General features: G+C 48.0%; 20 protein-coding genes. 10 read left to right on the plus strand and 10 right to left on the minus strand.

What is annotated here, in order from left to right:
• The first annotated feature begins 2 nt into the window (after positions 1-2).
• The 4 genes from ICC18_RS29015 to ICC18_RS29030 all read left to right on the plus strand — a co-directional run bounded on the left by ICC18_RS29015 (position 3) and on the right by ICC18_RS29030 (position 4,413).
• On the plus strand, positions 3-1,199 hold the full coding sequence (locus ICC18_RS29015; RefSeq protein WP_188177911.1) for a hypothetical protein: 1,197 nt from the start codon (positions 3-5) through the stop codon (positions 1,197-1,199).
• Entirely contained in the window at positions 1,199-2,101 is a 903-nt protein-coding gene (locus tag ICC18_RS29020; protein ID WP_188177912.1) for a hypothetical protein, read from the plus strand. The genes ICC18_RS29015 and ICC18_RS29020 overlap by 1 nt, the downstream gene beginning before the upstream one ends.
• Before the next feature lie 134 nt (positions 2,102-2,235).
• Complete coding sequence (locus ICC18_RS29025; protein WP_188177913.1) at positions 2,236-3,390, plus strand: MBOAT family O-acyltransferase; 1,155 nt, start codon at positions 2,236-2,238, stop codon at positions 3,388-3,390.
• A gap of 54 nt (positions 3,391-3,444) precedes the next feature.
• The gene (locus ICC18_RS29030) at positions 3,445-4,413 is read left to right on the plus strand and encodes a sugar phosphate isomerase/epimerase family protein (RefSeq protein ID WP_188177914.1); all 969 of its coding nucleotides are present in this window, start codon (positions 3,445-3,447) and stop codon (positions 4,411-4,413) included.
• 86 nt (positions 4,414-4,499) lie between these two features.
• On the opposite strand, the gene ICC18_RS29035 is transcribed toward ICC18_RS29030, so the two are convergent.
• Positions 4,500-4,703, minus strand: coding sequence for a hypothetical protein (locus ICC18_RS29035; RefSeq protein ID WP_188177915.1), 204 nt, complete (start codon positions 4,701-4,703; stop codon positions 4,500-4,502).
• 369 nt (positions 4,704-5,072) lie between these two features.
• On the opposite strand from ICC18_RS29035, the gene ICC18_RS29040 reads away from it, so the two are divergent.
• The gene (locus tag ICC18_RS29040; protein WP_188177916.1) at positions 5,073-6,689 is read left to right on the plus strand and encodes a nitrite/sulfite reductase; all 1,617 of its coding nucleotides are present in this window, start codon (positions 5,073-5,075) and stop codon (positions 6,687-6,689) included.
• 592 nt (positions 6,690-7,281) lie between these two features.
• On the opposite strand, the gene ICC18_RS29045 is transcribed toward ICC18_RS29040, so the two are convergent.
• The 3 genes from ICC18_RS29045 to uvrB all read right to left on the minus strand — a co-directional run bounded on the left by ICC18_RS29045 (position 7,282) and on the right by uvrB (position 12,584).
• Positions 7,282-7,440, minus strand: coding sequence for a hypothetical protein (locus tag ICC18_RS29045; protein ID WP_188177917.1), 159 nt, complete (start codon positions 7,438-7,440; stop codon positions 7,282-7,284).
• Positions 7,441-7,654: 214 nt separating this feature from the next.
• Complete coding sequence (gene uvrA, locus ICC18_RS29050; protein ID WP_188177918.1) at positions 7,655-10,537, minus strand: excinuclease ABC subunit UvrA; 2,883 nt, start codon at positions 10,535-10,537, stop codon at positions 7,655-7,657.
• 49 nt (positions 10,538-10,586) lie between these two features.
• The gene (gene uvrB / locus ICC18_RS29055) at positions 10,587-12,584 is read right to left on the minus strand and encodes an excinuclease ABC subunit UvrB (RefSeq protein WP_188177919.1); all 1,998 of its coding nucleotides are present in this window, start codon (positions 12,582-12,584) and stop codon (positions 10,587-10,589) included.
• Between the two features lie 347 nt (positions 12,585-12,931).
• Between uvrB and ICC18_RS29060 the strand changes: the two genes are divergently transcribed.
• Together ICC18_RS29060 and ICC18_RS29065 are read left to right on the plus strand one after the other, a co-directional pair.
• Complete coding sequence (locus tag ICC18_RS29060; protein WP_188177920.1) at positions 12,932-13,726, plus strand: flagellar motor protein; 795 nt, start codon at positions 12,932-12,934, stop codon at positions 13,724-13,726.
• Positions 13,727-13,742: 16 nt separating this feature from the next.
• A complete protein-coding gene (locus ICC18_RS29065) occupies positions 13,743-14,531 on the plus strand; it encodes a flagellar motor protein MotB (RefSeq protein WP_312029624.1) in 789 nt (262 codons plus the stop codon).
• Between the two features lie 54 nt (positions 14,532-14,585).
• Here ICC18_RS29065 and ICC18_RS29070 read toward each other — a convergent pair whose 3' ends face one another.
• The 5 genes from ICC18_RS29070 to ftsE all read right to left on the minus strand — a co-directional run bounded on the left by ICC18_RS29070 (position 14,586) and on the right by ftsE (position 20,637).
• A complete protein-coding gene (locus ICC18_RS29070; RefSeq protein WP_188177922.1) occupies positions 14,586-15,869 on the minus strand; it encodes a PDZ domain-containing protein in 1,284 nt (427 codons plus the stop codon).
• A gap of 122 nt (positions 15,870-15,991) precedes the next feature.
• Positions 15,992-17,455 (minus strand): S41 family peptidase, encoded by a 1,464-nt coding sequence (locus tag ICC18_RS29075; RefSeq protein WP_188177976.1) that lies wholly within the window; start codon positions 17,453-17,455, stop codon positions 15,992-15,994.
• Between the two features lie 142 nt (positions 17,456-17,597).
• Positions 17,598-18,788: a murein hydrolase activator EnvC family protein gene (locus tag ICC18_RS29080; RefSeq protein WP_188177923.1), complete on the minus strand. Its 1,191-nt coding sequence runs from the start codon at positions 18,786-18,788 to the stop codon at positions 17,598-17,600.
• A gap of 255 nt (positions 18,789-19,043) precedes the next feature.
• Entirely contained in the window at positions 19,044-19,961 is a 918-nt protein-coding gene (ftsX, locus tag ICC18_RS29085; RefSeq protein WP_188177924.1) for a permease-like cell division protein FtsX, read from the minus strand.
• A complete protein-coding gene (gene ftsE / locus ICC18_RS29090) occupies positions 19,951-20,637 on the minus strand; it encodes a cell division ATP-binding protein FtsE (protein WP_188177925.1) in 687 nt (228 codons plus the stop codon). The genes ftsX and ftsE overlap by 11 nt, the downstream gene beginning before the upstream one ends.
• A gap of 255 nt (positions 20,638-20,892) precedes the next feature.
• Between ftsE and ICC18_RS29095 the strand changes: the two genes are divergently transcribed.
• From ICC18_RS29095 to ICC18_RS29105, 3 genes are all read left to right on the plus strand, one after another.
• Positions 20,893-22,356: a VanW family protein gene (locus ICC18_RS29095; RefSeq protein ID WP_188177926.1), complete on the plus strand. Its 1,464-nt coding sequence runs from the start codon at positions 20,893-20,895 to the stop codon at positions 22,354-22,356.
• 279 nt (positions 22,357-22,635) lie between these two features.
• Entirely contained in the window at positions 22,636-23,328 is a 693-nt protein-coding gene (locus ICC18_RS29100; protein WP_188177927.1) for an HAAS signaling domain-containing protein, read from the plus strand.
• A gap of 3 nt (positions 23,329-23,331) precedes the next feature.
• A complete protein-coding gene (locus tag ICC18_RS29105; protein ID WP_188177928.1) occupies positions 23,332-24,216 on the plus strand; it encodes a DUF4097 family beta strand repeat-containing protein in 885 nt (294 codons plus the stop codon).
• A 70-nt stretch (positions 24,217-24,286) separates the two neighbouring features.
• Here the strand turns inward: ICC18_RS29105 and argH are convergent, their stop codons facing one another.
• Positions 24,287-25,702: an argininosuccinate lyase gene (gene argH, locus ICC18_RS29110; RefSeq protein WP_188177929.1), complete on the minus strand. Its 1,416-nt coding sequence runs from the start codon at positions 25,700-25,702 to the stop codon at positions 24,287-24,289.
• Between the last annotated feature and the right edge of the window lie 36 nt (positions 25,703-25,738).

Here is a 25,738-nt window from a genome sequence, read left to right on the forward strand (position 1 = left end):
TCATGGAATGTAAAATTTCTTTAGAACAGCTGGCTGAAAGTCAGCATGGGCAAGTCAAATATGCCTCTGCCTTCGTCGATGAGCATATTGAAGATATTTATATCGCTGACGGACATCTCCATATTAAGCACAACTCGCCTAACGGCAACGAAGCCATTATCGAACGTGTAGGCCGCCTCGTTGAGCGTTTTTCCAAAGGTGATTTCGGCTTCAAAGAAAACATTCTGTTCGAGCATAAAGTCGATACTCCTTACGAGGGTGACATTATTGCTGAATTGGTAGAGCGTAAAGCCATTAAAATACTGGAACCCGGTCTCTTTATTTTCCGTGAGCCTTTCTCCAGCCTCATGCGTTTCTTCGACTATTCTTTTGTTACGAAAATCGCCAAGCGATTCGAGGGCATGCAAGAGGAACACTACCCTGCGGTGATTCACGCTGAAACGCTAAACAAAACGAATCACTTTACTTCGTTCCCTGAACATATTCATTTCCTGACGCACCTGCGCGAGGATTTGGATGTGATTGAGTCATTCTCCCAATCCATTCGCGAAGCCGGCGGCTGGAATAAAGATCATACTCTTGAGCTTGACCGTAACATGCCGAAGCCAAGTTTCACCATGAACCCATCCACATGCTATCACTGCTACGAGGGGTTACAGGATGAAACACTTGAAGGTGAAGGCATTGTTGTAACGGCCATCGCCAAGTGCCACCGCTTCGAATCCAAAAACCACAGCGATTTCGGCCGCTTGCTCGACTTCTCGATGCGTGAAATCATTTTTGTCGGCAAACCCGATTTCGTGAAAGAAAATCGATTGAAATCCATTGAATATTTGAAAGAGCTGGCTGTTGAATGGAATGTCGACAGCATGATGGAGATCGCCAACGATCCGTTCTTCACGAACGATTTCCAAGTAAAAGCCTCTTTCCAACGCAATCAAGAGATGAAATATGAGTTGCGCCTGACGATTCCTCATGTGAAAAAGTCCATCGCTTGCAGCTCTGTGAACTTCCACAGCAATACGTTCGGCAATGCCTTTAACATCAAAATGGGCAAACGCAACGCCGTGACCGGCTGCGTCGGCTTTGGCATCGAGCGCTGGGCATTCGCGTTCTTAGCGCAGTACGGCTTGGACGAGCAGCAATGGCCGAAAGCGTTCCGCGAGCAGTACCATGCGTGGCAGGAGAAGGCGCTGTAATGAAAGCCGCAACCTTTCTCAAGAAAAATAGTTTCGTTCTCGGCTTGCTCGCAGCCCTCGTCGTTTCCGACATGCTGATTGCATGGTGGAACCCGATGGTCAGCTCGCGCCGTTTTTACAAAAATGATTTTACCAAAACGCTCTACCATCACAACTGGTCCCAATCGGGACCGGTTTTCTTCGGTAATTCGGCCGTTACCGGCGCTTATATCGAGGAAAAGTCGGAAGCTCGCCTGGTCGAGATGGGTCTTTCTTACGGCAAGTTGACTGATTTAAAGGAAATTTTACAGCGAAATCTATATCAGGTACGGGACGACCTTGTTGTTGGTATCGACGTCCATACGATGATCGACAGCCTGGAAACCGACCCCACTTATCAATGGTTTAAGCCGTGGTATCAGCCGTACGTCTACACATACCGCGATTATTTTCGCGACTCCGGTCAAGAGTTTGCCAAAAATCTGTGGAAAGGCAGTCTTGCCTACGAGCCGCGTTGGATTGATAAAGAGCTGTACCCCGGGCGTAAAGACGATGCCTTTTTGAAAAGCAAGTGGGCCGACTACGACAAGCGCTTCGGTTCCATGACACTCAAAGATTTTCAGGCGAATCTCGATGCGCTTCAATGGGTCATCTCCTATGCGAGTGAGCATCAGCTTCCGATTCGCGTTATCTGGATGCCGTATAACAAAGCCTATGCAGATCCGCCTTATGTCGCTCCGCTCAAGCAGGAGGTCAATCGTCTGCTGCAGGCTGCGAACATCCCTACCCTAGATCTGATGCATACCTATGACCCGCGTTACTTCCATGATCTTGTACACTTGAACCGGGAAGAAGGCGCTCCACTGTTTACCAAGGAGGTTGACGCATGGTTAAAGTCATTCGCAAAACCATCGAAATCTTAGTCTATCTCGTCATGCTGTACCTGGTTTTCGTCTATTTCACTGGCAAGGGCTTGTTCATCTACGAGAAATTCTAGATTTTATCGGCGTAAACGTGGTTAGTAGCGCAAGCTTTTGAAGCGAGGAGTTCTATATCTATGTTTTATATGAATATGAACGCGATTATCGCTATGGCGGGTATGGTCGCCGTTCTGATGCTTACACGGAAGTGGGCAGGAAATAAGCGCATTTTAATGATCATCTTCAGCCTTTGCTTTTTACTGCTGTTCAGCACGAAGCTTTGTCTGTTCTATGCTGTCTATACGGTGGTTAACTATGGCGGCTTTGTTTACTTATGCCGGACGACGGTATGGCGGAAGGCTGCGTTTATCTTTGCGATTGCTGCCAATATTATCGGTGTATTCATCGGGGTTCGGCTATTTGTTATGGATATTTTCCATAATCCGCTGTTCGACGCCATTATCTACTTGGGCCTTATTTATAACGTCCTAAAAGTAATCGATGCGTATTATTTCGCTTATTTCTTCGGCAAAGACGGCCAAGTCCCGGCGATTGATTATGCGAACTATATTCTGTTCATCCCGACGTTCACCTCGGGACCGATTTTGAAATTCCGTGACTTTATGGCGGACAGCAAAAAGCCCTATTCGGTCGATTCAGCCCTATTTGAAGACAGCGTGAAACGGATAATTCTAGGGATGTTCAAAAAAATCGTCGTCGTCACCTGGATGACCGGTATCTTTGATCATGTATTGAAGCAGCAAGAACTGCATACGCACGAATCGTTGTTTTTGCTTATTTGGTTTTACGCACTTATTTACTTCGATTTTTCCGGTTACTCCGATATGGCAATCGGCTTCGGCCGCCTGATGGGGTATACGATGCCCGAAAACTTCAAGCGTCCTTTCCTATCGCCCTCCATGACGCAATTTTGGCGGAATTGGCATGCCACGCTCGGCGACTTTTTCCGGGATCATATCTTCATGTTCTTCTCTCGTTCCGTTCCAACGCGCTGGGTCGCTTCCGGACTTTCTATTCTGATCATGGTGCTCATCGGTTTATGGCACGGGTTTACATGGCTTTACTTCTTCTACGGCTTGTACCACGGCATTATTCTGGCTGTTGAAAATTTGCTTAAAATTACGACGGTGAACAAGAAAAAGGTGTCCAAAACCTATTTCTATTTCCGCTGCTTCGTCACCCAAGCGCTCGTTACAGTTTCTGTCATTATCTACAGTTCCAATTATGAAACCGTGCTTCGCATTTATAAGGGCTTGCTTCATTTTAACTGATTACAATGTTATAATTTGTAATGGTTCTTTTACCTAAATCTGGAGGTGTACGTAATGAAGTTAGGCGTTTTTATGGTTCTTTTTGGCGGTAAATCTTTTGAGGAAGCACTCGATTATATTGCTGCCAAAGGTTTGGATGCTGTAGAAATCGGCACAGGAGGCTATCCGGGTACGGCGCATTGCAAACCGGAAGAGCTGCTTGCCGACGCAGGCAAGCTCAAAGCTTTTAAACAAGCTGTCGAATCCCGCGGTTTGACGATCAGTGCGCTAAGCGTTCACGGTAACCCTCTTCACCCGCAAAAGCATATCGCCAAAGAATTTCATGACGCGATTATACAAACGATTGACCTGGCACAGCGCTTAGAAGTGCCTGTGATCAACACATTCTCCGGCTGCCCTGGCGACCATGAGGATGCGAAGTATCCGAATTGGCCGGTTGCGCCTTGGCCAAACGATTTCCAAGAGATTCTGGACTGGCAATGGAAGAACAAAGTGATCCCATACTGGACTGAAACCGGAAAATACGCTTCAGACCGCGGTATCAAAATCGGTCTTGAGCTGCACGGCGGTTTCTCCGTACATACTCCGGCTACCCTCCTTCGTCTGCGCGAAGCTGTCGGCGATGTGATTGGTGCAAACCTCGACCCAAGCCACATGTGGTGGCAAGGTATCGATCCGGTACAAGCTGTACACATTCTAGGTCGTGCCGGTGCGATTCATCATTTCCATGCCAAAGATACGACCGTTGATCCGATCAACGTCAACCGTTACGGTGTAACCGATATGCAATCCTACTCCAACATGCTAGACCGCGCATGGCAGTTCCGCTCTGTCGGCTACGGCCACGATCTCAAAACATGGGCTGACATCATCAGCGCGCTGCGTCTTGTCGGTTACGACTATGTCGTGAGCATCGAGCACGAAGACGGCCTCATGTCCGTAGAAGAAGGCTTCTCCAAAGCCGTTCAAAACCTGCAACAAGTTCTCATCAAGGAACCTCTTGGTGAAATGTGGTGGGTATAAGCGCATAATCATGCCAAAAAGCCCGCATGGGCTGATCTCTCGATCAGCTCTGCGGGCTTTTAACTGTTTCATAATTCAATTCGTGATTACCAGCCTCTAATCATGACGACATCCATGATGCCGAAAACGATCAAAGAGACTCCCGCGAATCCAAGAGCAAATAGATTTCTTTTCGGTGAGATTAATTGCTTAATGAAAGCAATTGCAATTACAACCGTGAAGATCAGTACATAAATATCAAAACCGCTGTATGTACTTGTTGTTGCTGCCGCTTCAGCTGCTAATAACATTGTGAATCCTCCTCATCGTAACTCGGTGCAAGGCACACGTCCTGCTATTTTACTTCTATGTTAGCTTGAATGGGCACTAGATGCAAGTGATTCCAGCCATGTGTAACAAGTTTGTCACCTTTTGTATAGAATCGCCACTTCCTACCGACAATATAACACATTTAAACGATTTGTATAACAAAAGCTTATACCATTTAAGATCCAATTACGTTTACCTCTCACGCTAAGTATGGTACGATCTAAATACATTCTTACTAAAGATGTCGGAATTAATTTGGCATGCCGCTATGGCTTTTTCAAATAAGCTTATGCTTTCAATGCCAGTTTGTCTGGCGAAAAATGCGAACACTCTAAGGAGGATCTTACAACGTGGCTTACGAACCGATATGGAACCAGGACCCATCTAAATTAAACAAAATGGAATTGTGGAAGCTAGAAAAAGACGGCCTCGATGTTATCCGTACGATTATTGAAGAGTATGCGCATAAAGGCTATGACTCCATTCCAGAAGACGATATGAATCGTTTCAAATGGGCAGGCGTTTACGAGCAAAAACCGAAAGACGGACATTTCATGATGCGCGTTCGCATCAACTCCGGCGTTATGACCAGCGATCAAGCTAGAGAAATGGCTGCGATTGCTAAACAATACGGCCGCGATCTCGTGGACGTTACGACGCGTCAGGCAATTCAATTTCACTGGCTGCGCGTTGAAGACTTGCCGGATATTTTTAACCGACTTGAAAAAGTGGGCTTGTACTCTTATGAAGCATGTGGAGACTGCCCGCGTACGATCGTTGGTAACCCGCTGGCTGACATCGATAAGGACGAACTGATCGATACCAAAGATCTGGTTAATCAAGTGAACGATTTCTTCTTGATGAACCGCGATTTCTCAAACCTGCCTCGTAAGTATAAAATGTCCATCTCTTCGAACATTTATAACTCCGGCCATGCTGAGATCCAATGCTTGGCTTTCACGCCGGCTACTAAAGTCATTGATGGACAAGAAGTGATCGGTTTCCACGTATGGGTAGGCGGCGGTCTCTCTGCGAAACCTCACTTGGCTAAACAAATGGATATGTTCGTGACACCTGAAGAAGTATTGAAAGTGGCTGTCGGTGTAACAACGGTTTACCGTGATCACGGTTACCGTGAAAAACGTCACCATGCACGTTTAAAATTCCTCGTAGCGGACTGGGGCGTTGAGAAGTTCCGTGAGGAAGTTATAAAAGTGATCGGCGAAATGCCTACCAAAGGCGACGACAAAACGGTTGGCTGGCAAGCAGCATACTTCGATGGCGTTCATCCGCAAAAGCAAGAAGGACTGAGCTATATCGGTCTTAGCTTGCCGGTTGGCCGTATTACAGCAGACGAACTTTTCGACCTTGCCCGTATTTCCGACCAATACGGCAAAGGCACCTTACGTGCTACCGTATCACAAAATTTGATTGTCTCCGACATTCCGAACGAGAAAATCGATGAAGTGCTGAAAGAGCAAGTATTTGAGCGTTTGACGCCAAACCCTAAGCATTTCATGAGCCGTACAGTATCCTGTACAGGTAACGAGTTCTGTAACCTTGCTGTCGTTGAGACAAAAGCTCGCGCTGTCAGCGTAGCGGAGTACCTCGATGAGCACGTTCAACTTGATGAAGAAGTGCGTATCCACTTCATCGGCTGCCCGAACGCTTGCGGTCAAAAGCATATTGCGGACATCGGTCTGCAAGGCGCTTTGATCAAGACCCCTGAGGGTATGGTTGACGCTTTCGACATTGCTGTTGGCGGTATCCTTGGACCTGGCGCTCAATTTAATACGACACTTAAAGGTCGTGTTAAAGGCGACAACGTCGGACCTGTCTTGGCTCAACTGATTCACTTCTTTAAAGAGAACCGCAATAATGGAGAGTCCTTCAACGAGTTCTTCAACCGCGTAGGCGCTGGCGCATTCCAAGAGAAGCTTACACAGATTATGGCTGATGCTTCATAATTACAATTGTATACCAAGCCGTATGGAGATTACTCCGTGCGGCTTTTTTACGACATAGGAAAGTATAAGTTTTCGGCTCCCGATAACCGCTTTCTTATTGGCGATAAAACCTACCTCTAAACGCGGTCGCACTTCATTGAATGGCCTCGATAGAGGTTTTCTCATATAGTTTCATCGTTTTAATTGATAATGATATTCATTTTCATTTAATTGTAATAGATTTTTCTACCTTTGTCTATAAAAAAGCAACCCTCGGCCTATTAGGTAATAAACAAACAGCATTCCATGCTGTTAATTTTCGCCAAACTGATCTAATTATCCATTTACCTGCTTTTTGTGCCGGTATTTGAGCTGTAATTTGAAAAAATCCTCTTAGATGGCTGAATTAACAGCAGCTTTTGCAGCTCATTTATCTTTCAAAAGAGATATTCTAAAAAATCAGGCACTATATGCTGAAAATATGATCTATTTACTTCTACTTGCCAGGTTTAGCCCGAGGTTCACGCCATACCCAGACAATGTGCGGTAAAAAAACAAGCTCTGCAATCCCGAAATGGAATCACAGAGCTTGCTTCATCAACAAATCTCTTATTTAAACAACAAGTTCATACAATAAAGTAGACTCTATCGTCTCATCCTTGATCATACTTTCTTTAGCGGCTTGCAGTTCTTTTTGCTGCCAGGCTTGATAGCGATTTGCGTCAATACCTAACGCTGCAATGATATCTTGTAATTCTAAAGTCGGTTTCATCTGAAATCCTCCGTACCCTATTTAATTTTCTCTCTATCGCTATTATCTTATATATTTATTATAGGGTTGATCGCCCAAAGGGGATAGAGGGTAAAAATGTCGAAGCTTGTATGATTCAGTTAAATCTTAACAAAATCCAGATTCAGTGCTCTAATTGAATAAAAAGCTTGGACAACGAGGCATTTCTGCCTCGTATGTCCAAGCTTTTACGCGATTAACCCACCGCGTCTTCTAATACTTCAAGACGTTTGGCATAATTCTCCGATCGCTCACGATCCCGCTCGAGGACCGGTTTCAAGTACTGTCCGGTGTACGAACCGGCCACTTTCACGACATCTTCCGGCGTACCGGAAGCGACGATCTGTCCGCCGCGGGTGCCGCCCTCCGGCCCCAGATCGATAAGGTGGTCCGCCGTCTTGATGACATCGAGGTTATGCTCGATGACCAGTACGGTCTCACCGTTCTCGACGAGACGGTGAAGTACCTTCAGCAGACGATCGATATCGTGGATGTGGAGCCCCGTGGTGGGCTCATCAAGGATATAGATCGTCTTGCCCGTACTGCGGCGGTACAGCTCCGCCGCAAGCTTCACGCGCTGGGCTTCGCCGCCGGATAGCGTCGTTGCCGGCTGGCCGAGAGTCATGTAGCCCAGCCCTACATCGAGCAATGTTGTCAATTTCCGATGAATGCGGGGCAAGTTCTTGAAGAACTCGCAGCCGTCTTCAATCGTCATCTCCAACACTTCAGAAATGCTCTTGCCTTTGTATTTTACTTCCAACGTCTCCCGGTTATAACGCTTGCCTTTGCATACTTCGCAAGGTACGTAAACATCGGGCAAGAAGTGCATCTCAATTTTGATAATGCCGTCTCCGCTGCAGGCTTCACAGCGTCCGCCCTTCACGTTAAAACTGAAGCGGCCTTTCTTGTAGCCGCGAACCTTGGCTTCATTCGTGTTCGCGTAGACGTCACGGATATCGTCGAACACCCCGGTATACGTCGCCGGGTTAGAACGAGGCGTACGACCGATTGGCGATTGGTCGATATCGATCACTTTGTCAACATGCTCCAACCCGTTGATCTCTTTATGCTCACCAGGACGAACCTTGGCCCCGTTCAGATCGCGTGCCAGCGTTTTGAACAGAATTTCATTGATCAGCGTGCTTTTACCGGAACCGGAAACGCCTGTCACGCATGTGAATACGCCAAGCGGCACTTTCGCCGAAACGTTGCGAAGATTGTTTTCCTTGGCTCCCTTCACCTCGATCCACTTACCGTTCGGCTTGCGTCTGGCGGAAGGAATAGGAATGAACTTTTTGCCGCTGAGATACTGTCCGGTCAATGAATTCGGGTCTTCCATTAACTCCTTGGGCGTACCTTGAGCAATCACTTGGCCGCCGTGAATACCCGCTCCAGGTCCGATGTCGATAATATAATCGGCAGCCATCATCGTGTCCTCGTCATGTTCTACTACAATTAAGGTGTTGCCGAGATTCCGCATGTGCTCGAGCGTTTGAATCAATCTCGTATTGTCACGCTGATGCAGTCCAATGCTCGGCTCGTCCAAAATGTACAGAACACCCATCAGACTCGATCCGATCTGCGTAGCCAAACGAATCCGTTGCGCTTCTCCGCCGGATAACGTACCTGCTGCCCGATGCATCGTTAAATAGTCTAATCCGACGTTAACCAGGAAGCCAAGACGGGCTCTAATTTCCTTAAGAATAAGATTAGAGATCGTCAGCTCTTTGTCGGTTAGCACGAGATTCCGGAACCATTCCTCAGCCTCACCGATGGACAGTGAAGTGGCATGGGCAATGTTCTTGCCGTTAATGGTTACGGCAAGCGTTTCCGGCTTCAGACGCTGTCCTTTGCACTTCGGACAAGGTTTAGTGCTCATATAGCTCTGAATGTGCTCGCGAATGCCTTCGGAGAACGTATCTTTAAATCTGCGCTCCAGGTTGCGAATAATGCCTTCGAAGGGAACCAGCGCTTCCTTCGTCGCTCCCATATCGTTCTCGTAACGGAAACGAATTTTTTCTCCGCCTGTTCCGTACAAAATCACTTTCATCTGATCATTCGTCAGTTCTGCAACCGGCATATCGCGCGGAATACCGTAATGTTCGCATACTGCCGCTAAATATTGCGGGTAATAGTTCGAAGTGCTGCCCGCCCAGGCTTCAAATGCTCCCTCTTCAATGCTGAGCTTATTATTCGGTACAAGCAGATCCGGGTCAATGATCATTTGGCTGCCAAGACCGTCGCATTCGGGACATGCTCCGAACGGACTATTGAAGGAGAACATTCTTGGAGCGAGCTCTTCAATGCTAAAGCCGCATTCCGGACAAGCCAAATTCTGGCTGAACATCAGTTCTTCCTGGTCGATCACATCCACAATGACGCGCCCGTTCGCCAGCTTGAGCGCCGTTTCCAAAGAATCGGCAAGGCGTGCGTGAACATCGTCTTTAACAACGATACGGTCAACGACGACATCGATGGTATGTTTTTTGTTTTTATCCAACTCGATCTTCTCAGAGAGGTCAAGGGTTTCGCCATTGACACGAACTCGAACAAATCCTTGCTTCTGAATATCTGTAAACAGCTTTGTATGTTCACCTTTGCGCCCGGATACGAGCGGAGCGAGAATTTGAAGCTTCGTACGTTCCGGATACTCCATGATCCGGTCAACCATTTGTTCCACGGTTTGCGACGTAATCTCAATGCCATGCGTCGGACAATGAGGCCGTCCGATACGGGCAAACAAAAGCCGTAAATAGTCGTAGATTTCCGTTACCGTTCCGACGGTGGAACGCGGATTGCGGCTTGTTGTCTTTTGGTCGATGGAAATCGCCGGTGACAATCCCTCAATGGAATCCACATCCGGCTTATCCATCTGCCCAAGAAACTGTCTTGCATAGGCAGATAACGATTCGACGTATCTACGCTGGCCTTCCGCGTAAATCGTATCAAAGGCGAGCGATGACTTGCCCGAGCCGCTCAGCCCCGTTAGCACAACGAACTTATCTCGTGGAATCGTTACGTCGATATTCTTCAGATTATGAGCTCTCGCTCCTTTAATGACGATATTATCTCTGGACACGAATACCCTTCCTCTCCAAGCCTTTTTATCTATTAAGCTGAAGCCTAAATTAGGCTTCAGCTTTCATTTCCATAATAGCGTCACGAAGCTCTGCGGCTCGCTCGAACTGCAGGTTCTTGGCCGCCTCTTTCATCTCGGCCTCCAACCTTTCGATTAACGAAGCGCGATCTTTCTTCGACATCTTCTCGCCCTTCATCCCGGTGAGATAATCCGCCTTCTGCTCCGCCACCTTCGTTGCCTCGATGACATCGCGTACTTTCTTCGCAATGGTTTGCGGCGTAATACCATGCTTCGCGTTATACGCCTCTTGAATGGTTCGGCGTCGGTTCGTCTCCCGGATCGCTTTATCCATAGAGTCGGTGATTTTATCCCCGTACATGATGACACGGCCTTCAGCGTTACGCGCCGCACGGCCGATCGTTTGGATCAGCGAACGCTCCGCACGCAGGAAACCTTCTTTATCCGCATCCAAGATGGCGACAAGCGACACTTCCGGCAAGTCGAGACCTTCTCTCAACAGGTTGATCCCCACAAGAACGTGGAACGTCCCCAGACGGAGATCACGCAGAATTTGCATCCGTTCGAACGTTTTGATATCGGAGTGCAGATAGCGCACTTTGACGCCAATTTCTTTAAAGTAATCCGTTAAATCCTCTGACATCTTCTTCGTTAGCGTCGTTACCAGGACCCGCTCGTCTTTGCGAATCCGGTCTTGAATTTCTGCCAAAAGATCGTCAATCTGACCCTTGGTTGGTCTTACTTCGATAATTGGATCAAGCAGCCCTGTCGGACGAATGATTTGTTGAACCATTTCCGGACATTGTTCAAGCTCATAGGGTCCAGGCGTTGCTGAAATATATAAAATTTGACTGAGTTTCTCTTCAAACTCCTCAAAGCGAAGCGGTCGGTTATCAAGAGCGGAAGGTAAACGGAAACCATGATCGACCAGCACTTCTTTCCTCGCCCGGTCGCCATTGTACATGGCCCTAATTTGCGGCAGCGTCACGTGGGATTCGTCGACCATAACCAGCATGTCTTTCGGGAAATAGTCCATAAGCGTGTACGGCGTCGCTCCACGTTCACGGAATGTTAATGGTCCCGAATAGTTCTCAATGCCGGAGCAGAAACCCATCTCCTGCATCATTTCCATATCGTAGCGCGTCCGTTGTTCCAGCCTCTGCGCCTCCAGCAGCTTCCCTTGCCCGCGAAGCTCCGCAAGCCGATCCTCCAGCTCCTGCTCGATATTCACGAGCGCTCGCTTCATCGTATCTTCGTGCGTCACGAAATGTGACGCCGGGAAAATGGCGGCATGCTCGCGTTCCCCGATAATCTCGCCCGTTAGCACGTTGATCTCCGTTATCCGTTCGATCTCGTCGCCAAACAGCTCAACTCTGATCGCATGCTCGCCTTGAGAAGCCGGAAAAATCTCAACGACATCTCCGCGCACCCGGAATGTACCGCGCACAAAGTTCAGATCATTCCTCTGGTATTGGATATCCACGAGCCTGTGCAAAATCTCATTGCGCGACTTCTCCATCCCTACACGCAAAGAAAGCAGCAGAGAGCCGTACTCCATCGGCGATCCTAAGCCGTAAATACACGATACACTCGCAACAATGATGACGTCCCGGCGTTCGAACAGCGAACTGGTTGCCGAATGACGCAGCTTATCAATTTCTTCATTAATGCTGGAGTCTTTCTCGATGTATGTGTCAGTGGAAGGAATGTAGGCTTCTGGCTGGAAATAATCGTAGTAGCTGACGAAATAGGAGACGGCATTATGAGGGAAAAATTCTTTAAATTCGCTGCACAGCTGTGCGGCTAACGTTTTATTATGTGCAATGATCAGAGTAGGACGGTTTAGCTTTGCGATCACCTGAGCGGCCGTGAACGTTTTCCCCGTTCCCGTAGCCCCAAGCAGCGTCTGGTACCTATTCCCCGCTTCGATGCTTTTGACAATTTCCTCAATCGCTTTTGGCTGATCGCCTTGCGGGGAAAATTCGGAAACGAGCTCAAACTTCTTTGAACTGACCACAATATCACTCATTAATTATCACCTACCATGGAAATAAATCGGACTTTTATCCTATAAACATTCGTTTTGCAGTTTCCGATAAAGAAGTAGAACTTCCAACATTTCCTTTTTATAAGAATGTTTGTTCTGGTTTTTCCATTATACCCTTTTTGCACATTTGATGCAAACTGGATTATTTATTCTCAACCCAATTTGCATCGTCGATGCAAACTGGATTATTTATTCTCGACCCAATTTGCATCGTCGATGCAAACTGGATTATTTCCCTCGATGCGAACGGCTATATCTACAATTATGCCTATTTACATCTTGCTGCAAACGGCTATATCTTCATAACACCTTTTAGGAGTGGTACAATTATGGATTTAACAACGGTCTTGGGATTACTATTAGGACTGGCAGGTTTAATTGGAGGTTACATGTGGGATGGCGGCCACATCAGCTCCTTGATCATTCCAAGTGCTATGCTGATCGTGTTTGGTGGCACGTTCGGAGCAGTTGCGGTAAGCTTCCCCGGTTCCATTTTGGCGAAAATCCCCAAAGCGCTTGGCATTGCCTTCAAACAGGAAAAACGTGATTCTGTTGCGACCATCGAAGAAATCGTCGACATGGCCACAGTCGCGCGAAGAGAGGGCGTACTTGCTCTGGAGCAGCGCGCTCAAGAACATCCGAACCCCTTCCTGAAGGACGGTCTGTTGATGGTGGTTGACGGAACGGATCCGGAGCTTACGAGACAAATTCTCGAGCTGGAAATGGATGCGGTCGAAAACCAGGTTGATCATATGGCTAAAGTATTCGAAGCCGGCGGCGGCTATGCCCCCACTATGGGTATCATCGGTACGGTCATGGGACTGATTCACGTTCTGGGCAACCTGGAAAACCCTTCAACACTGGGTCCGGCCATTGCTGTTGCTTTCACTGCAACACTCTACGGAGTTATGAGCGCGAATCTGATCTACCTCCCTATCGCAAGTAAAATCAAGCTGCGCGGCAAAGAGATGATGTCCGAAATGGAGCTGATGTTAGAGGGCATTCTGGCTCTGCAAGCCGGTGAAAATCCGGCATTAATCAAGAAAAAACTGACCTCCTTCCTTCATGACAAATCAGCGAAGAACCAAGTAGAGGCAGGTGCTGAAGATGGCGAGGAGAGGTAAGAAGCAGGAGGAGCATGTGAACCACGAAAGATGGCTCATCACCTACGCCGATTTGATCACCTTGCTCCTGGTATTTTTCATCATCATGTACGCCATGAGTAAAATCGATTCCCAAAAGTATGCCGTCCTCGCGCAGGTGTTAAACCTACAGTTCCAGAAAGCAGATTCGGTTCTCGACAAAGGGCACGGCATCAGCGGCCAAATGACGCCAAAACAAGGCGACGCAGACAGTAAAGATAAAGAATTCACGCAACATAATCAAGACGTTCAGAAGGAAGAACACGATAAAAGCAAGCCGGAAGACAGCGAGAAAGAAAAGCGTGAAAAAGAACTTCAAGACCTCTTAACGCAAGTCCAAGCCTACATAACGGATCAAAATATACAGGCACAGGTTTCAGCAAGCGATACCGATCGAGGGGTTGCGATAACCCTTAACGATCTATTCTTGTTCGATCTGGGTAAAGCGGATTTAAAAGCGGCATCTATCCCGATTCTTCAAAAACTCGCGTCGCTATTTCCTACTCTGAACAGCAAAGTCAGCATTGAAGGCCATACGGACAACCTCCCTCTGGCAACAGGCTCCCCTTTCAAAGATAACTGGGGCTTATCATTTGCCCGGTCGTTATCCGTACTTCGTTACTTTAGCGATACGGCCGGCCTTGATGATCATAAATTCATTGCCACCGCCTATGCTGATACGATGCCCAAAGTCAGTAATGACAGCGATGAAAACCGTGCAAAGAACCGACGTGTTGAAATTATCGTTCTGCGTAATGAATCGAATCCTGCCTCTGCCGCAAAATGAAATGAAGACCCTGCCTCTCGCCAAGAGAATCAGGGTCTTTTTGCGTAAGTAGACTTACATGGATTTAGTCGAGTCGTTCGATAGGAGCCCGGTCAACTTACCTCTTAGAAAGGAGAAAAGGTGCAGCGGCCTATGTTCCACATAATAAAGCGCTTGTTGATCCGGAGCCAAAATAATGCCGAGCTGATGGTGTTCACCGGAGAAAATCGCGCGCTGGAGAAAGCGTACTTCACCCTGATGATTCAGTACTTCCAGCTTACAAAAAGCAGCATTCAGCTGCATCGCAGCATGGAGATCGGTTTTGGTTGACACTTTGTGCCCATTTACCTTATGGATGAGCTCTCCCGCTTGGATGCCCAAGTCCTCCGCCGGACTGCCAGGTACAACGGCCAACACCATAAGCCCTTGCTGTGAGTGGACGAAGAACGGCCTTTCCTTCGATTCTATCCAACGATTGTAACCGATGAGAGCTTCATGTAAACCGATGCTCAGCACGGCAGCTACGATGATTAGCGGTGACCAGAAGTGAGCCGCGATTGCGGTCCCGAACAGAATCAAGCCATATAAGTACAATAGGCGGGAACTCATCTGCGTTTGTTTCCGCGGCAGCTTGGAGACGGTCAGCTCGGTGAAGCCGATCATCGCCGGGAATGCAAGCAGCGTCCAGCCTGAGGCGAGGTTAGCGCCAAGCAGCGTCCCCCAAGGAATCCCTTGCGTACTACCTCCGGCCAGCGGTACCAAAAGGAATAGCGGAACCGGCCAGAAGCCCTGAAGCTGGTAGCCGCCGATGATTTTACCCCGCTTCCCTTCGAGGAATAACGGACTCGCCATTCGCGACCCCTGAAATCCGACCAGCAAGCCCTCTAATAGATGGAGGATGGCGACAATCACCAGTAAAGATGGAATATCAGCATTAACCACGATGTCAAGGACCGGGACTGCTTCCTGTAAGCCGGACACATTCGGCAGCCACCCGACAACCGCATGAGCAATGCCCAAGATTCCAACCGCATAAGCAAGGCATAAGAATCTCACACGTACGATTAACAGCACCACCGTAATCGCCCACAACAGAATGACCGCATCCGCTTGCACAGTCACGCCAACGAAGAGCATGACCACAGAGGCGCTCAGACCGCCGATCCAGCCCCAAAGCACCGTGCGCCAAGTCTCGTCCAGCAATGAATGGAGCCTGGTGTGAAACAATTTACGCTCCAATTGCACTTGCTTCCGGTACTGCAGCACGATAAACAAAATGCCTATATAGTAAAAAGGATTCAAAAACAGCTGAAGTACACCATGCAGCAATCTTTCCAAGAGTTGAATCGCCAGATCCATAGATTCGGGGCTCCTTGATGAAAAAGAAATAGGAAGGCTGCCTCTGCAACCTTCCTAAACTATTTCGACCATGAGCGCTTATTTCCTGCCGCTGATGACGAATTTCCAACATCTGATCAACTTTATTTCCCGATCTGTTTTTGCAATTCCTGAACCGCCGCTTTCAATTGCGCATCGTTCTTCGGCTCACGAATTTGCGCCAGGATCGCTCTTTCCAGCTTATTCGCTGTTTCCGTATCCACTTCACCGGTCATCGGCAAACCGTTCGTACGCTGGAACGCCTTCACCGCTGTTGCGGTCTTATCGTTGAAGTAACCGTCCGATCGTTCCGTTGAGAAACCAAGTCCATTGAGCATCAATTGTAAGTTCTTCACATCGTCGCTGTTGCTATCCTGCTTCAGCACCGATTTCTTGGAGAGAGGCGCCGCTTTGAAATAGGCCGGCTGCTCGACCGGAATGTCCGGTTGGATGCCCTTTTTATGGATCCAATTGCCGTTAGGCGTTAACCACTTGTACACGGTCATCTTAATGTTGCTGCCATCGCCCATTTCCTTCTCGAAAGTCACCTGAACGGTTCCTTTCCCGTAGGATGTTTCCCCAATAACTTTGCTGCCTACAGCTTCCTGGAAAGCCCCGGCCAAAATCTCGGAGGCGCTGGCGCTGCCTTTATTCACCAGAACAGTAACCGGGTATTTCTTGCCTGTACCTGTCGAAGGCGTCGGCTCCCGCTTCCCATCGCGGTTCTCGACCTGCACGATCGGTTTACCGCTCTGTACAAACGGATTGACGATGTCTACGACCACATTGAGCAGACCGCCCGGATCGTTGCGCACATCGATGACAAGACCTTTCATCCCCTTTGCTTCAAGCTTCTTCAGCTCTTCCGCGAAGCGCGTTGCCGTATACGCCGAAAACTGGCGGATCTCAATCTTGCCGATTTGGTCCTGGAGCATTTCGGCATAGACCGTTTCCACATCGATATTATCTCGGACGACGATGACCTGAATCGGATCGTTCACGCCTTGTCGGATCAATTCCAGCTTCGCCTGCGTTCCTTTGGGGCCGCGGATTTTCATGACAGCTTGATTGAGCGTGAGTCCGTCCAGCTTATCGCCGTTAACCGAAACGATCACATCGTTGGCTTGAATGCCCGCTTTCTCAGCCGGCGATCCTTTGATCGGGGATACAATGACGAACTTTCCTTCATCGATCGAAACCTCAGCGCCAATACCTTGGAAAGAAGACGAAATACTTTCATCGAATTGTTTCGCTTCCTTCTGATCCATATACACGGTGAACGGATCCTCGAGCGCATCAAGCATGCCGTTAATCGCGCCGTTGACCAGCTTATCATGGTCGGTTTGGGTCAAATACTTGCTCTCGATCAACTGATAAGTCGTCGCGATTTTGTTCAAATCCTTGCTCGAAAGTCCTGAGGAAGTGGCGGCAGAGGCTGCGGCGCTGCCCGCCGGCTTCTCCTTCCATCCCCAGAATGTCGAGGAGTCAACAATCGTTAATGTCAAAATGCTGCTTGCAAACATCGCTAACAAGACAAAAGCAAGCACGGTGCGTCCTTTAAACTGCACAGCGTGATTCACCACCTTTTCATCCATAAACCCGTAAAATACCGAAAGCAGGCTTGCACTGTTGCTGCCAGGAGCCCGCTTTCCGTTCGAGTCCGCCTGTTTAGTATATGACAAGCCATCCTCGTTTTATAACCAAGTTGTCCTATCTCAAGTAGGGTTTGGGATCCACAGGTTTCTCATTGAGCCTTACTTCAAAATGCAAGTGGTTTCCGGTCGATTGACCTGTAGAACCTACGCCTGCAATCTTTTGTCCGCGTTTCACGGTATCGCCCACTTTGACATAAATGCCTTCATTCATGATGTGGCCATATACGGTCCACAAACCTTTGCCATGATCGATGATCACGCAATTGCCATATCCGTTCATCCAGGAAGCATAGATGACGGATCCGTTCTCGGCCGCGCGAATCTCGGTGCCTTTGGGCGCACCCAAGTCAATGCCTTTATGGTTCTCGGACCTTCCAGTTACAGGATTGATTCGAGCAACGAAATCAGAGGTGAGGGGTGCTTGAGAAGCTAAAGGATATCCAAGTTTCCCTCCGGTATAAGTGAAAGGAGATTTCGCCTTGGAAGCGGCTCGTTTCTTGGCCTGTAGATCAGCCTCCTGTTTGGCTAACTGGGTGAGCTGTCTTTCGCTCTCTTCCGAGATGTCTTCCAACACTTTTTCCTGCTTGGTTAAGGAAGCAATCTTCACTTCCTTTTCCTTCTCCTTGGCTTGCAATTCATCACGCACCGCATCCGCTTCCGCGTAGAGCACCTTTACTTCTTCAAGCTGCTGCTCGGTTTCATGCTTCTTTTGCTCAACCATGTCCCGATCTTTCTTATTCGATTCTAGAATCTCTTTATCTTGATTCACAATTGATTTCAGAGCTTCGAGGCGGTTCAAGAAATCGGAAAAACTGGTCGCGCTCATCAGTACGTCCATATAAGAAACAAAACCATTCATATACATGAGGCGCAGGCGGGATTTCAGCATTTGATCGCGACTCTCTACACGAGCCTCAGCCTCGTCCAGCTGCTTGCCGTTCTCTTCAAGCGTAGCGGATACCTGATCAATCTGATTGTTCAGATCGGAAAGTTTTTTGCTTGCCTCGTTCACTTGCGCGATAAGTGCTTTCATGTCCTTGGTGGTTTGCTCTTTCTCGCTATGCACCTTCGATATTTGATTCTCAGCTGCATTCGCTTTCTGCTGTGCTTCCGCCTTCTTCTTCTTAAGCTGAGACAGCTGCTGATCGATCTTTTCCGTCGTTGAAGCAGCGTAACCCGCGTAAGGTACAACCAATGTGCCGGCTATGCCCAGTGACAACAATATGGGCAGAATCTTCTTCTTCAAGCACGTAGCCTCCCCATTTTTCCAAATCAGGCCTGGAACTCTTATTCTAGCGAAACTAGGAATCTATTAATTTAGATTGAAGTTTTGAAAATCGGCTTTCAGAACCGAGAAGGTTGGACGAAAATTGGAGAAGGAGGAACGGAGCGTAGGCAAACCTACGTGAGTACCGGACTTCCCAATTTTCGTTCAAGATTCGATGCCGAACTTCTTCGATAGAATAACTTCGTTATCAAAGTCGGTTTTCAAAACATCCTATTAAACGCGCAAAAATTTACGGACGGAAATCAAGCTGCCCCAGACCCCAATTACCATGCCGATGCCTAACAGAAGCGCAGTTAAGGTGAAACTGATGTCACTGAAAGGCGTCAATTTAATCATCATTAAACTAAGGTCCAGTGAGCCTGTATTCATAAGCTTCCAATACCCTCCCAATATGAGGCCGATTGGAATGACTGAGCCTATGAAACCCAGCAAAGCGCCCTCGATGAAGAATGGCCAACGAATAAAAGAATTCGTCGCCCCTACGAGCTTCATAATGGCGATTTCTTTACGCCGCGCAAGAATCGTAATTTTGATCGTATTCGCAATGAGAAATACCGCTGTAAACGACAATAAAATCACAATGCCGAAACCAACCCAACGCACGATTTCAGTCACTTTAAATAGCGCTTCTACCGTACCTTTGCCGTAATTGACTTTATAGATCGGCTTCGGATCTTTACCAACGTTCAGAGCGCTGATTTGATCCGCAACAGCTGCAACGTTCCTAGGATCGTCCACCTCGACCGTGAACGCGTCGTTGAGCGGATTGTTATCTCCGTCAAACCCTTCCAGCAGCGCCTTCCCGCTTTCCCCCAGCTTACCGCGCAAATAGACAAGTCCCTCTTCCTTAGAGACGAACTTGATCGTCTTCACTTCCGGAATTCCCTTGATTTGACTCTCAAGCATATCGATTTGCGACTGTGGCGTATTGACTTCCAGATAAACATTGATTTCAACCTGTTTCTCAATCTGATTCGCGATATCGTTGACATTCAGCGTAATCAGCACAAAAATACCAAGAATAAATAAAGAAATAGAAATCGAACTGATCGACGCGAACGTCATCCAGCCGTTTCGAATGACATTTTTCGTTCCTTCCCGCAAATGACGGGAGACCGTACTAATCTTCATAGCCGTATTCCCCCCGCACTTCATCACGCGCGATGAGGCCCTGCTCAATGGCAATTACCCTTTTACGCATCGTGTTGACGATTTCTTTGTTGTGAGTGGCCATGACGATCGTCGTACCGCGGAAATTGATTTCCTCCATCAGTTTCATAATGCCCCACGACGTCTCCGGGTCGAGATTTCCTGTCGGTTCATCGGCGATAATGACGGATGGATTGTTAATTATTGCCCGGGCAATAGCCACGCGCTGCTGCTCGCCGCCAGAAAGTTGGGAAGGCAAGGAATTCGCCTTGTCCTTCAACTTAACAAGCTCCAAAACTTCCATCGTACGCTTCTTGATCTGCTTCTTAGGTGCCTCGATAACTTCCATGGCAAAGGCGATATTTTCGAACACGTTAAGTTTCGGAAGTAAACGATAATCCTGGAAAATAACACCAATATTACGGCGCACATACGGAATCTTGCGCTGCTTCAGTTTTTCCAAATTAAATCCGTTAACGAAGATCTGCCCTTTGGTCGGCTTTTCTTCTCTATACATTAATTTCATAAAAGTAGATTTACCTGCGCCGGATGGCCCAACAACATATACGAACTCGTTGCGGTCCACTTTTATATTAATCCCTCTCAATGCATGAGTCCCGTTGGAGTACGTCTTCCATACGTCCTGCATTTCGATCACAATATCACATCCTAATTAAATAGATAGCCTTTATCCTTTCGACATAAAAGCCGAAAATCCTTTAGAGGGTCCAGAAAATTCGTGCCAATTACCCTCATTATATCATTTTTTGAGAGAATATGATTCTTCTACGGCTAGCAATTTCAAGCATTGTTCTTATTGAAGTACTAAAACCCCGTCGCCGGCGATACAAATGGTAGTACAGGCATTCTTGTGTCCTAATGCTTGTATCTGAGTGTAAAGGAGCCGCCGTTCATGCCGCCAACCTCCCCCATTTTATCGCATACTCGTAAATACCTCCTGATTTTATCGTTCATCGTCGTCTTATCAGGCGCTGGCTGGGGAGCACTGTATGCCTACGGTACGGGGCAGAAACTGCCTGCTCATTTTCAGGTTGCCGGGTGGAAAGCCGGCGGTCTTACCCATACTCAATTTCTTCGGCAGTTAGATGAACAGTTGAAAGTTTATAATTCGCTAAAAGTACACCTGGCTTCACCAAGTTCAGAGATTAGAAGCAAAGACCTGACCCTAGCAGAACTAGGATTGGTTATAGATAGAGAAGAGCTCGATGAAGCCATTCAAAAAATGTTTCATGCTTCCGTGATAAACCGTATCGCGGCCAGATGGTCATTGCGTAATGCGCAATTGCCTCTGCGGATGTCTATTGATCCGGACAAACTGAACGCGGCGGTGAGGCAGCGCTGGAAAGAGCTGTACGACCGTCAACCTGTTGCCGCACGGCGTGTTGTGAATCCGGATGACTCCATCCGGTATGAGCCCGAACGTACGGTTCCCCGGCTGGATACGATTACGCTGCAGAAAGAACTTGAATCCGGAATCCCGCCTGTTACTGGATTGTTCAGTGGGCTTGGCCCATTGAAGTTGGCCATTCCCATTTACATAGAACAACCTTCGGTTACCGTAGATTCCCTTAAGAAACAAGGGGTTGAGCGCAAAATTGCAGAATTCGCGACGTCTTTTCCCCTTTCAGGAACAGGCCGCATTCATAACATCCGCTCGACGGCTACTTCGATCCAAGATATGCTGCTTGCGCCGGGAGAAACGTTCGATTACAGCAAAATCATTGAACGAACTGAAGCTCAATTCGGCTATCAAGAAGCGCCGGTCATATTGAATGGAAAGCTCGTCCCCGGTATTGGAGGCGGCATTTGCCAAGTCTCATCCACCTTGTATAACGCCGTGCTCCGGAGTGGCCTTGAAATCATCGAGCGGCGTAACCACTCCTTGCCTGTCAGTTATGTGCCATTAGGACAAGACGCAACCTTCGCAAGCGGATACATTAATTTCAAATTCCGCAATAATACAGGTGCATACTTACTTATCCGGGCAGTTACCACAGATCGCGACGTAACGGTGAAGCTTTTCGGCCGTTCGCCATCCACAGACACTTACGACATCGAATCCAAAATCATTGAAAAGATACAACCTACGATCAAATATTTGCATAATCCGGCCTTGCGATCAGGCTCCACCAAGCCAATCACTCAAGGCAAAGAAGGATATATCGTAGAGACTTACCGCTATAAAAAGGTGAATGGCATCGTAGTCAGCAAAGAGCTGGTTTCCAAAGATCGCTACGCTGCCGTTCCGACACTCGTGGCCTCCAACCTCGGGGACATCAAGCCGGATGAAGGTAATCAGGGCGAGAACAATAGCCAGATTCTGGAGGATGGTGTGAAGGGGCCGAGTTTTAGGTAAATATTTTTAATAAAAGTTGAAAAAGCCGGCTTTCAAAACCGAGAAGGTTGGACGAAAACGGAGAAGGAGGAACGGAGCGAGATGTGAGTACCGGACTTCCCGTTTTCGTTCAAGATTCGATGCGAATAGGCTTCAGCGATATCCTTTGTTTTCAAAGTCGGTTTTTTTAACCTCCGCTTAAAAACAATGACAGGTCATATGACTCTAGATACTAGGTCACTATGACTTTTTTCTTTTATTCTAAGTACAAGAGAGAAAATGTATGAAGGAGGCAGGAAGATGAGTAAATCGGATTACTTCAAAGAATTGAACTATCGGCTGCGCGGACTTCCTGAGAAGGAACGACAAAATATATTGTCTGTATATGAAGAATTGTTTCAAAAAGCACTTGAGAACGGAAAAAACGAGGAAGATGTAGCAGAATCGCTTGGTTACCCAAGAGTTCCGAACTGGGACGCTCCTTCAAAAGAGAAAGCGAACGTAGAGAAGGAACCTATGAAAAAACCTCCGGCGATTGAACAAGAGCCTCCTTATCGGAGACCCGATCCTTTGCCGCCTAAGTTGGAACCGTTTGAACCGGAACGGCATACACCTTATTCCCATTCTTATACCCCTCCATATCCGCCGCCATATCAGGCGAAACCGGAATCTGGCATCAAGGCTATTATTGTCAGCATAGCGCTTGGGTTTTTCAACCTCATTTTCGTCTTGGGGCCTTGGTTCGGCATTCTCTCCGTTTTGATCGGCTTTTTCGTCTCAGGCATTGCCTTGATCATCGCTCCTGTTATTGTTGTCATCGGCAGCTTTATCGATAATGCCGGCAGCGATCTTCGGTTGATTTTCTTTGTCATGTTAGCGTGCTTCGGTCTCGGAATTATTTTAACCACACTCAGCTCCTGGCTGTTCAAATGGTTCTTCAAGCTGACCTGGAGTTACATTCAATTCAACGCCAAACTGATTAAGGGGGCTTAAGCCATGAAACGTGGAGCCAAATTCTTCTTACTGCTCGGCTTCGCCTGCCTGGCCATCGGCATTGTAGGCGGTGCGATCTCGTTTAAGGAAACGGATTTTAGTGCAGGTACGACCAACATCGACATTGAAAAGAAAATTGCTGCAGCAAATATCGACACGCTTACGATTAAAAACGATTTTACCGGCATGACCTTCATTCCCAGTGAGACCGATGAAATCAAGGTTCGTCTCGTGGGAACCGTGACCAAAGACCGTGCGAAAGATTGCACGATCGATGCTGCAACGGAAGGGCCTAACACATGGAGAGTTAACGTTTGCCCGAATAAACATGATAATTTCAATTTCAGCTTTAACTTAGACGAATTGAAGAACCTGATCGCCAATTACGATGATCAACTGAGAACCGAAGTTACGCTTCCAGACAAAATGTATAAAGCGATTACCGTTTCCACAGATTCGGGTATTGTAAATTTAAAAGAAGTGAAGTCCGAATCCTTGACTGTCAACGCGGACTCGGGAGATATCAGAGTGGATCGCTTCGAGGGCAAACATCTAAATCTTCGAGTCGAATCAGGCCTCATTAACGTTGTTGATGGCCAAGGAAATGTGAATCTTCGGGCCAGTTCGGGCATGATTACAGCCAAGCTTCATGATATCGGCGACTCGGTATTACTGGAGGCAGACTCCGGCAGTATTGAACTTCAATTATCGCCTCCGCCTTCGTCAGCCAGCTTCGACGTTAGCGCCGATTCGGGAAAAGCAACGCTAGATGTTGCCGGGGTTTCGATCAAAGAGTCCCACTTCAATTCAGTGAAAGGCATCATTGGTGATGGCAGCAAAAAGGTTAGAGTCAGAGCGGACTCGGGTTTGGTTACCGTTACAGATTAAATAAAAAAGAAAACCTCCAGTGCCACGTGATTCCGTGGAACTGGAGGTTTTTGCGGTTTAAATGGCTTGCTTACTTGCTTTTTTCCAAATACGTCTGAAACCACTCATTCGACTCCTGGAGCACTTGCTCTGCACGGCCGATAGCATCGGACACTTGGTTGCTGGCCGTTCCGCCATAAACGTTACGGGCGTTAACGACTTGCTCCGGCTGAAGCACCTCATAAATGTCGGATTCGAAGAGGGGGGAGAACGTTTTGAACTCTTCGATCGTCATATCGAGCAGGTATTTTTTATTTTGAATGCAGTAGAGTACAGTTTTGCCGATCACTTCGTGCGCCTGACGGAATGGAAGTCCTTTGTTCACCAGATAATCCGCGATATCCGTCGCATTGGAGAAGTCTTGGTTTACGGCTTGTCTCATGCGTTCGGTGTTCACTTTCATCGTGGATACCATTGGCGCGAACAATTGGAGCGCACCCTGCAGGGTACGAACCGTGTCGAACATGCCTTCTTTGTCTTCCTGCATGTCTTTGTTATAAGCTAGCGGCAGCGACTTGAGCACGGTCATCAGACCGAACAAGTTGCCGTAGACGCGTCCGGTTTTGCCGCGGACAAGCTCGGCAACGTCCGGGTTCTTCTTCTGCGGCATGATCGAGCTGCCGGTGCAGAACGCATCATCGAGTTCGATGAATGCGTACTCGGTGCTGGACCAGAGCACCATTTCCTCGCAGAAGCGAGAAAGGTGCATCATAATCATCGACGCGTTAGAGAGGAACTCCAGGATGAAGTCGCGGTCGCTGACCGCGTCCAGGGAGTTCTCGTACACACGGTCGAAGCCGAGCTGCGACGCCACGAAATGGCGGTCGATCGGGAACGTCGTGCCGGCAAGCGCACCGGCGCCGAGCGGCAGAATGTTGATGCGCTTGTAGCTGTCCTGCAAGCGCTCCAGATCGCGCTGGAACATGCTGACATAAGCCATCATGTGGTGCGCGAACAGAATCGGCTGCGCCCGCTGCAGATGCGTGTAGCCCGGAACAATCGTATCGAGATTGTTCTTCGCTTGCTCCAGCAAGGCTTCCTGGAGCTTAATCAGGAGGCCGACGAATTCGACCACCCGCTTGCGCAGGTACAAGTGCATGTCCGTCGCCACTTGGTCGTTACGGCTGCGGCCTGTGTGCAGCTTGCCGCCCACAGGACCGATCAGGTCGATCAGCGTTTTCTCAATATTCATATGAATATCTTCGTTCTGAATCGTGTACTCCAGCTCGCCGCGGCGAATCATGCGCTGTACCTCATGCAGGCCGTCCTTGATCTTCTCCACGTCTTCCGCAGGAAGAATGCCGCACTTGCCAAGCATCGTCACATGCGCCAAGCTGCCTTGGATATCCTCTTCGGCGAGCTCCTTATCAAACAAAATCGATGCCGTATATTCTTCGACCAACTGGTCGGTTTGCTTCGTAAAACGTCCGCCCCAAAGCTTAGACACTATATGATTCCCCTCTCGTATTTACAGCCCAAAGGC

Origin of the sequence: Paenibacillus sedimenti (assembly GCF_014534655.1) — a bacterium.
Classification (GTDB): domain Bacteria; phylum Bacillota; class Bacilli; order Paenibacillales; family NBRC-103111; genus Paenibacillus_E; species Paenibacillus_E sedimenti.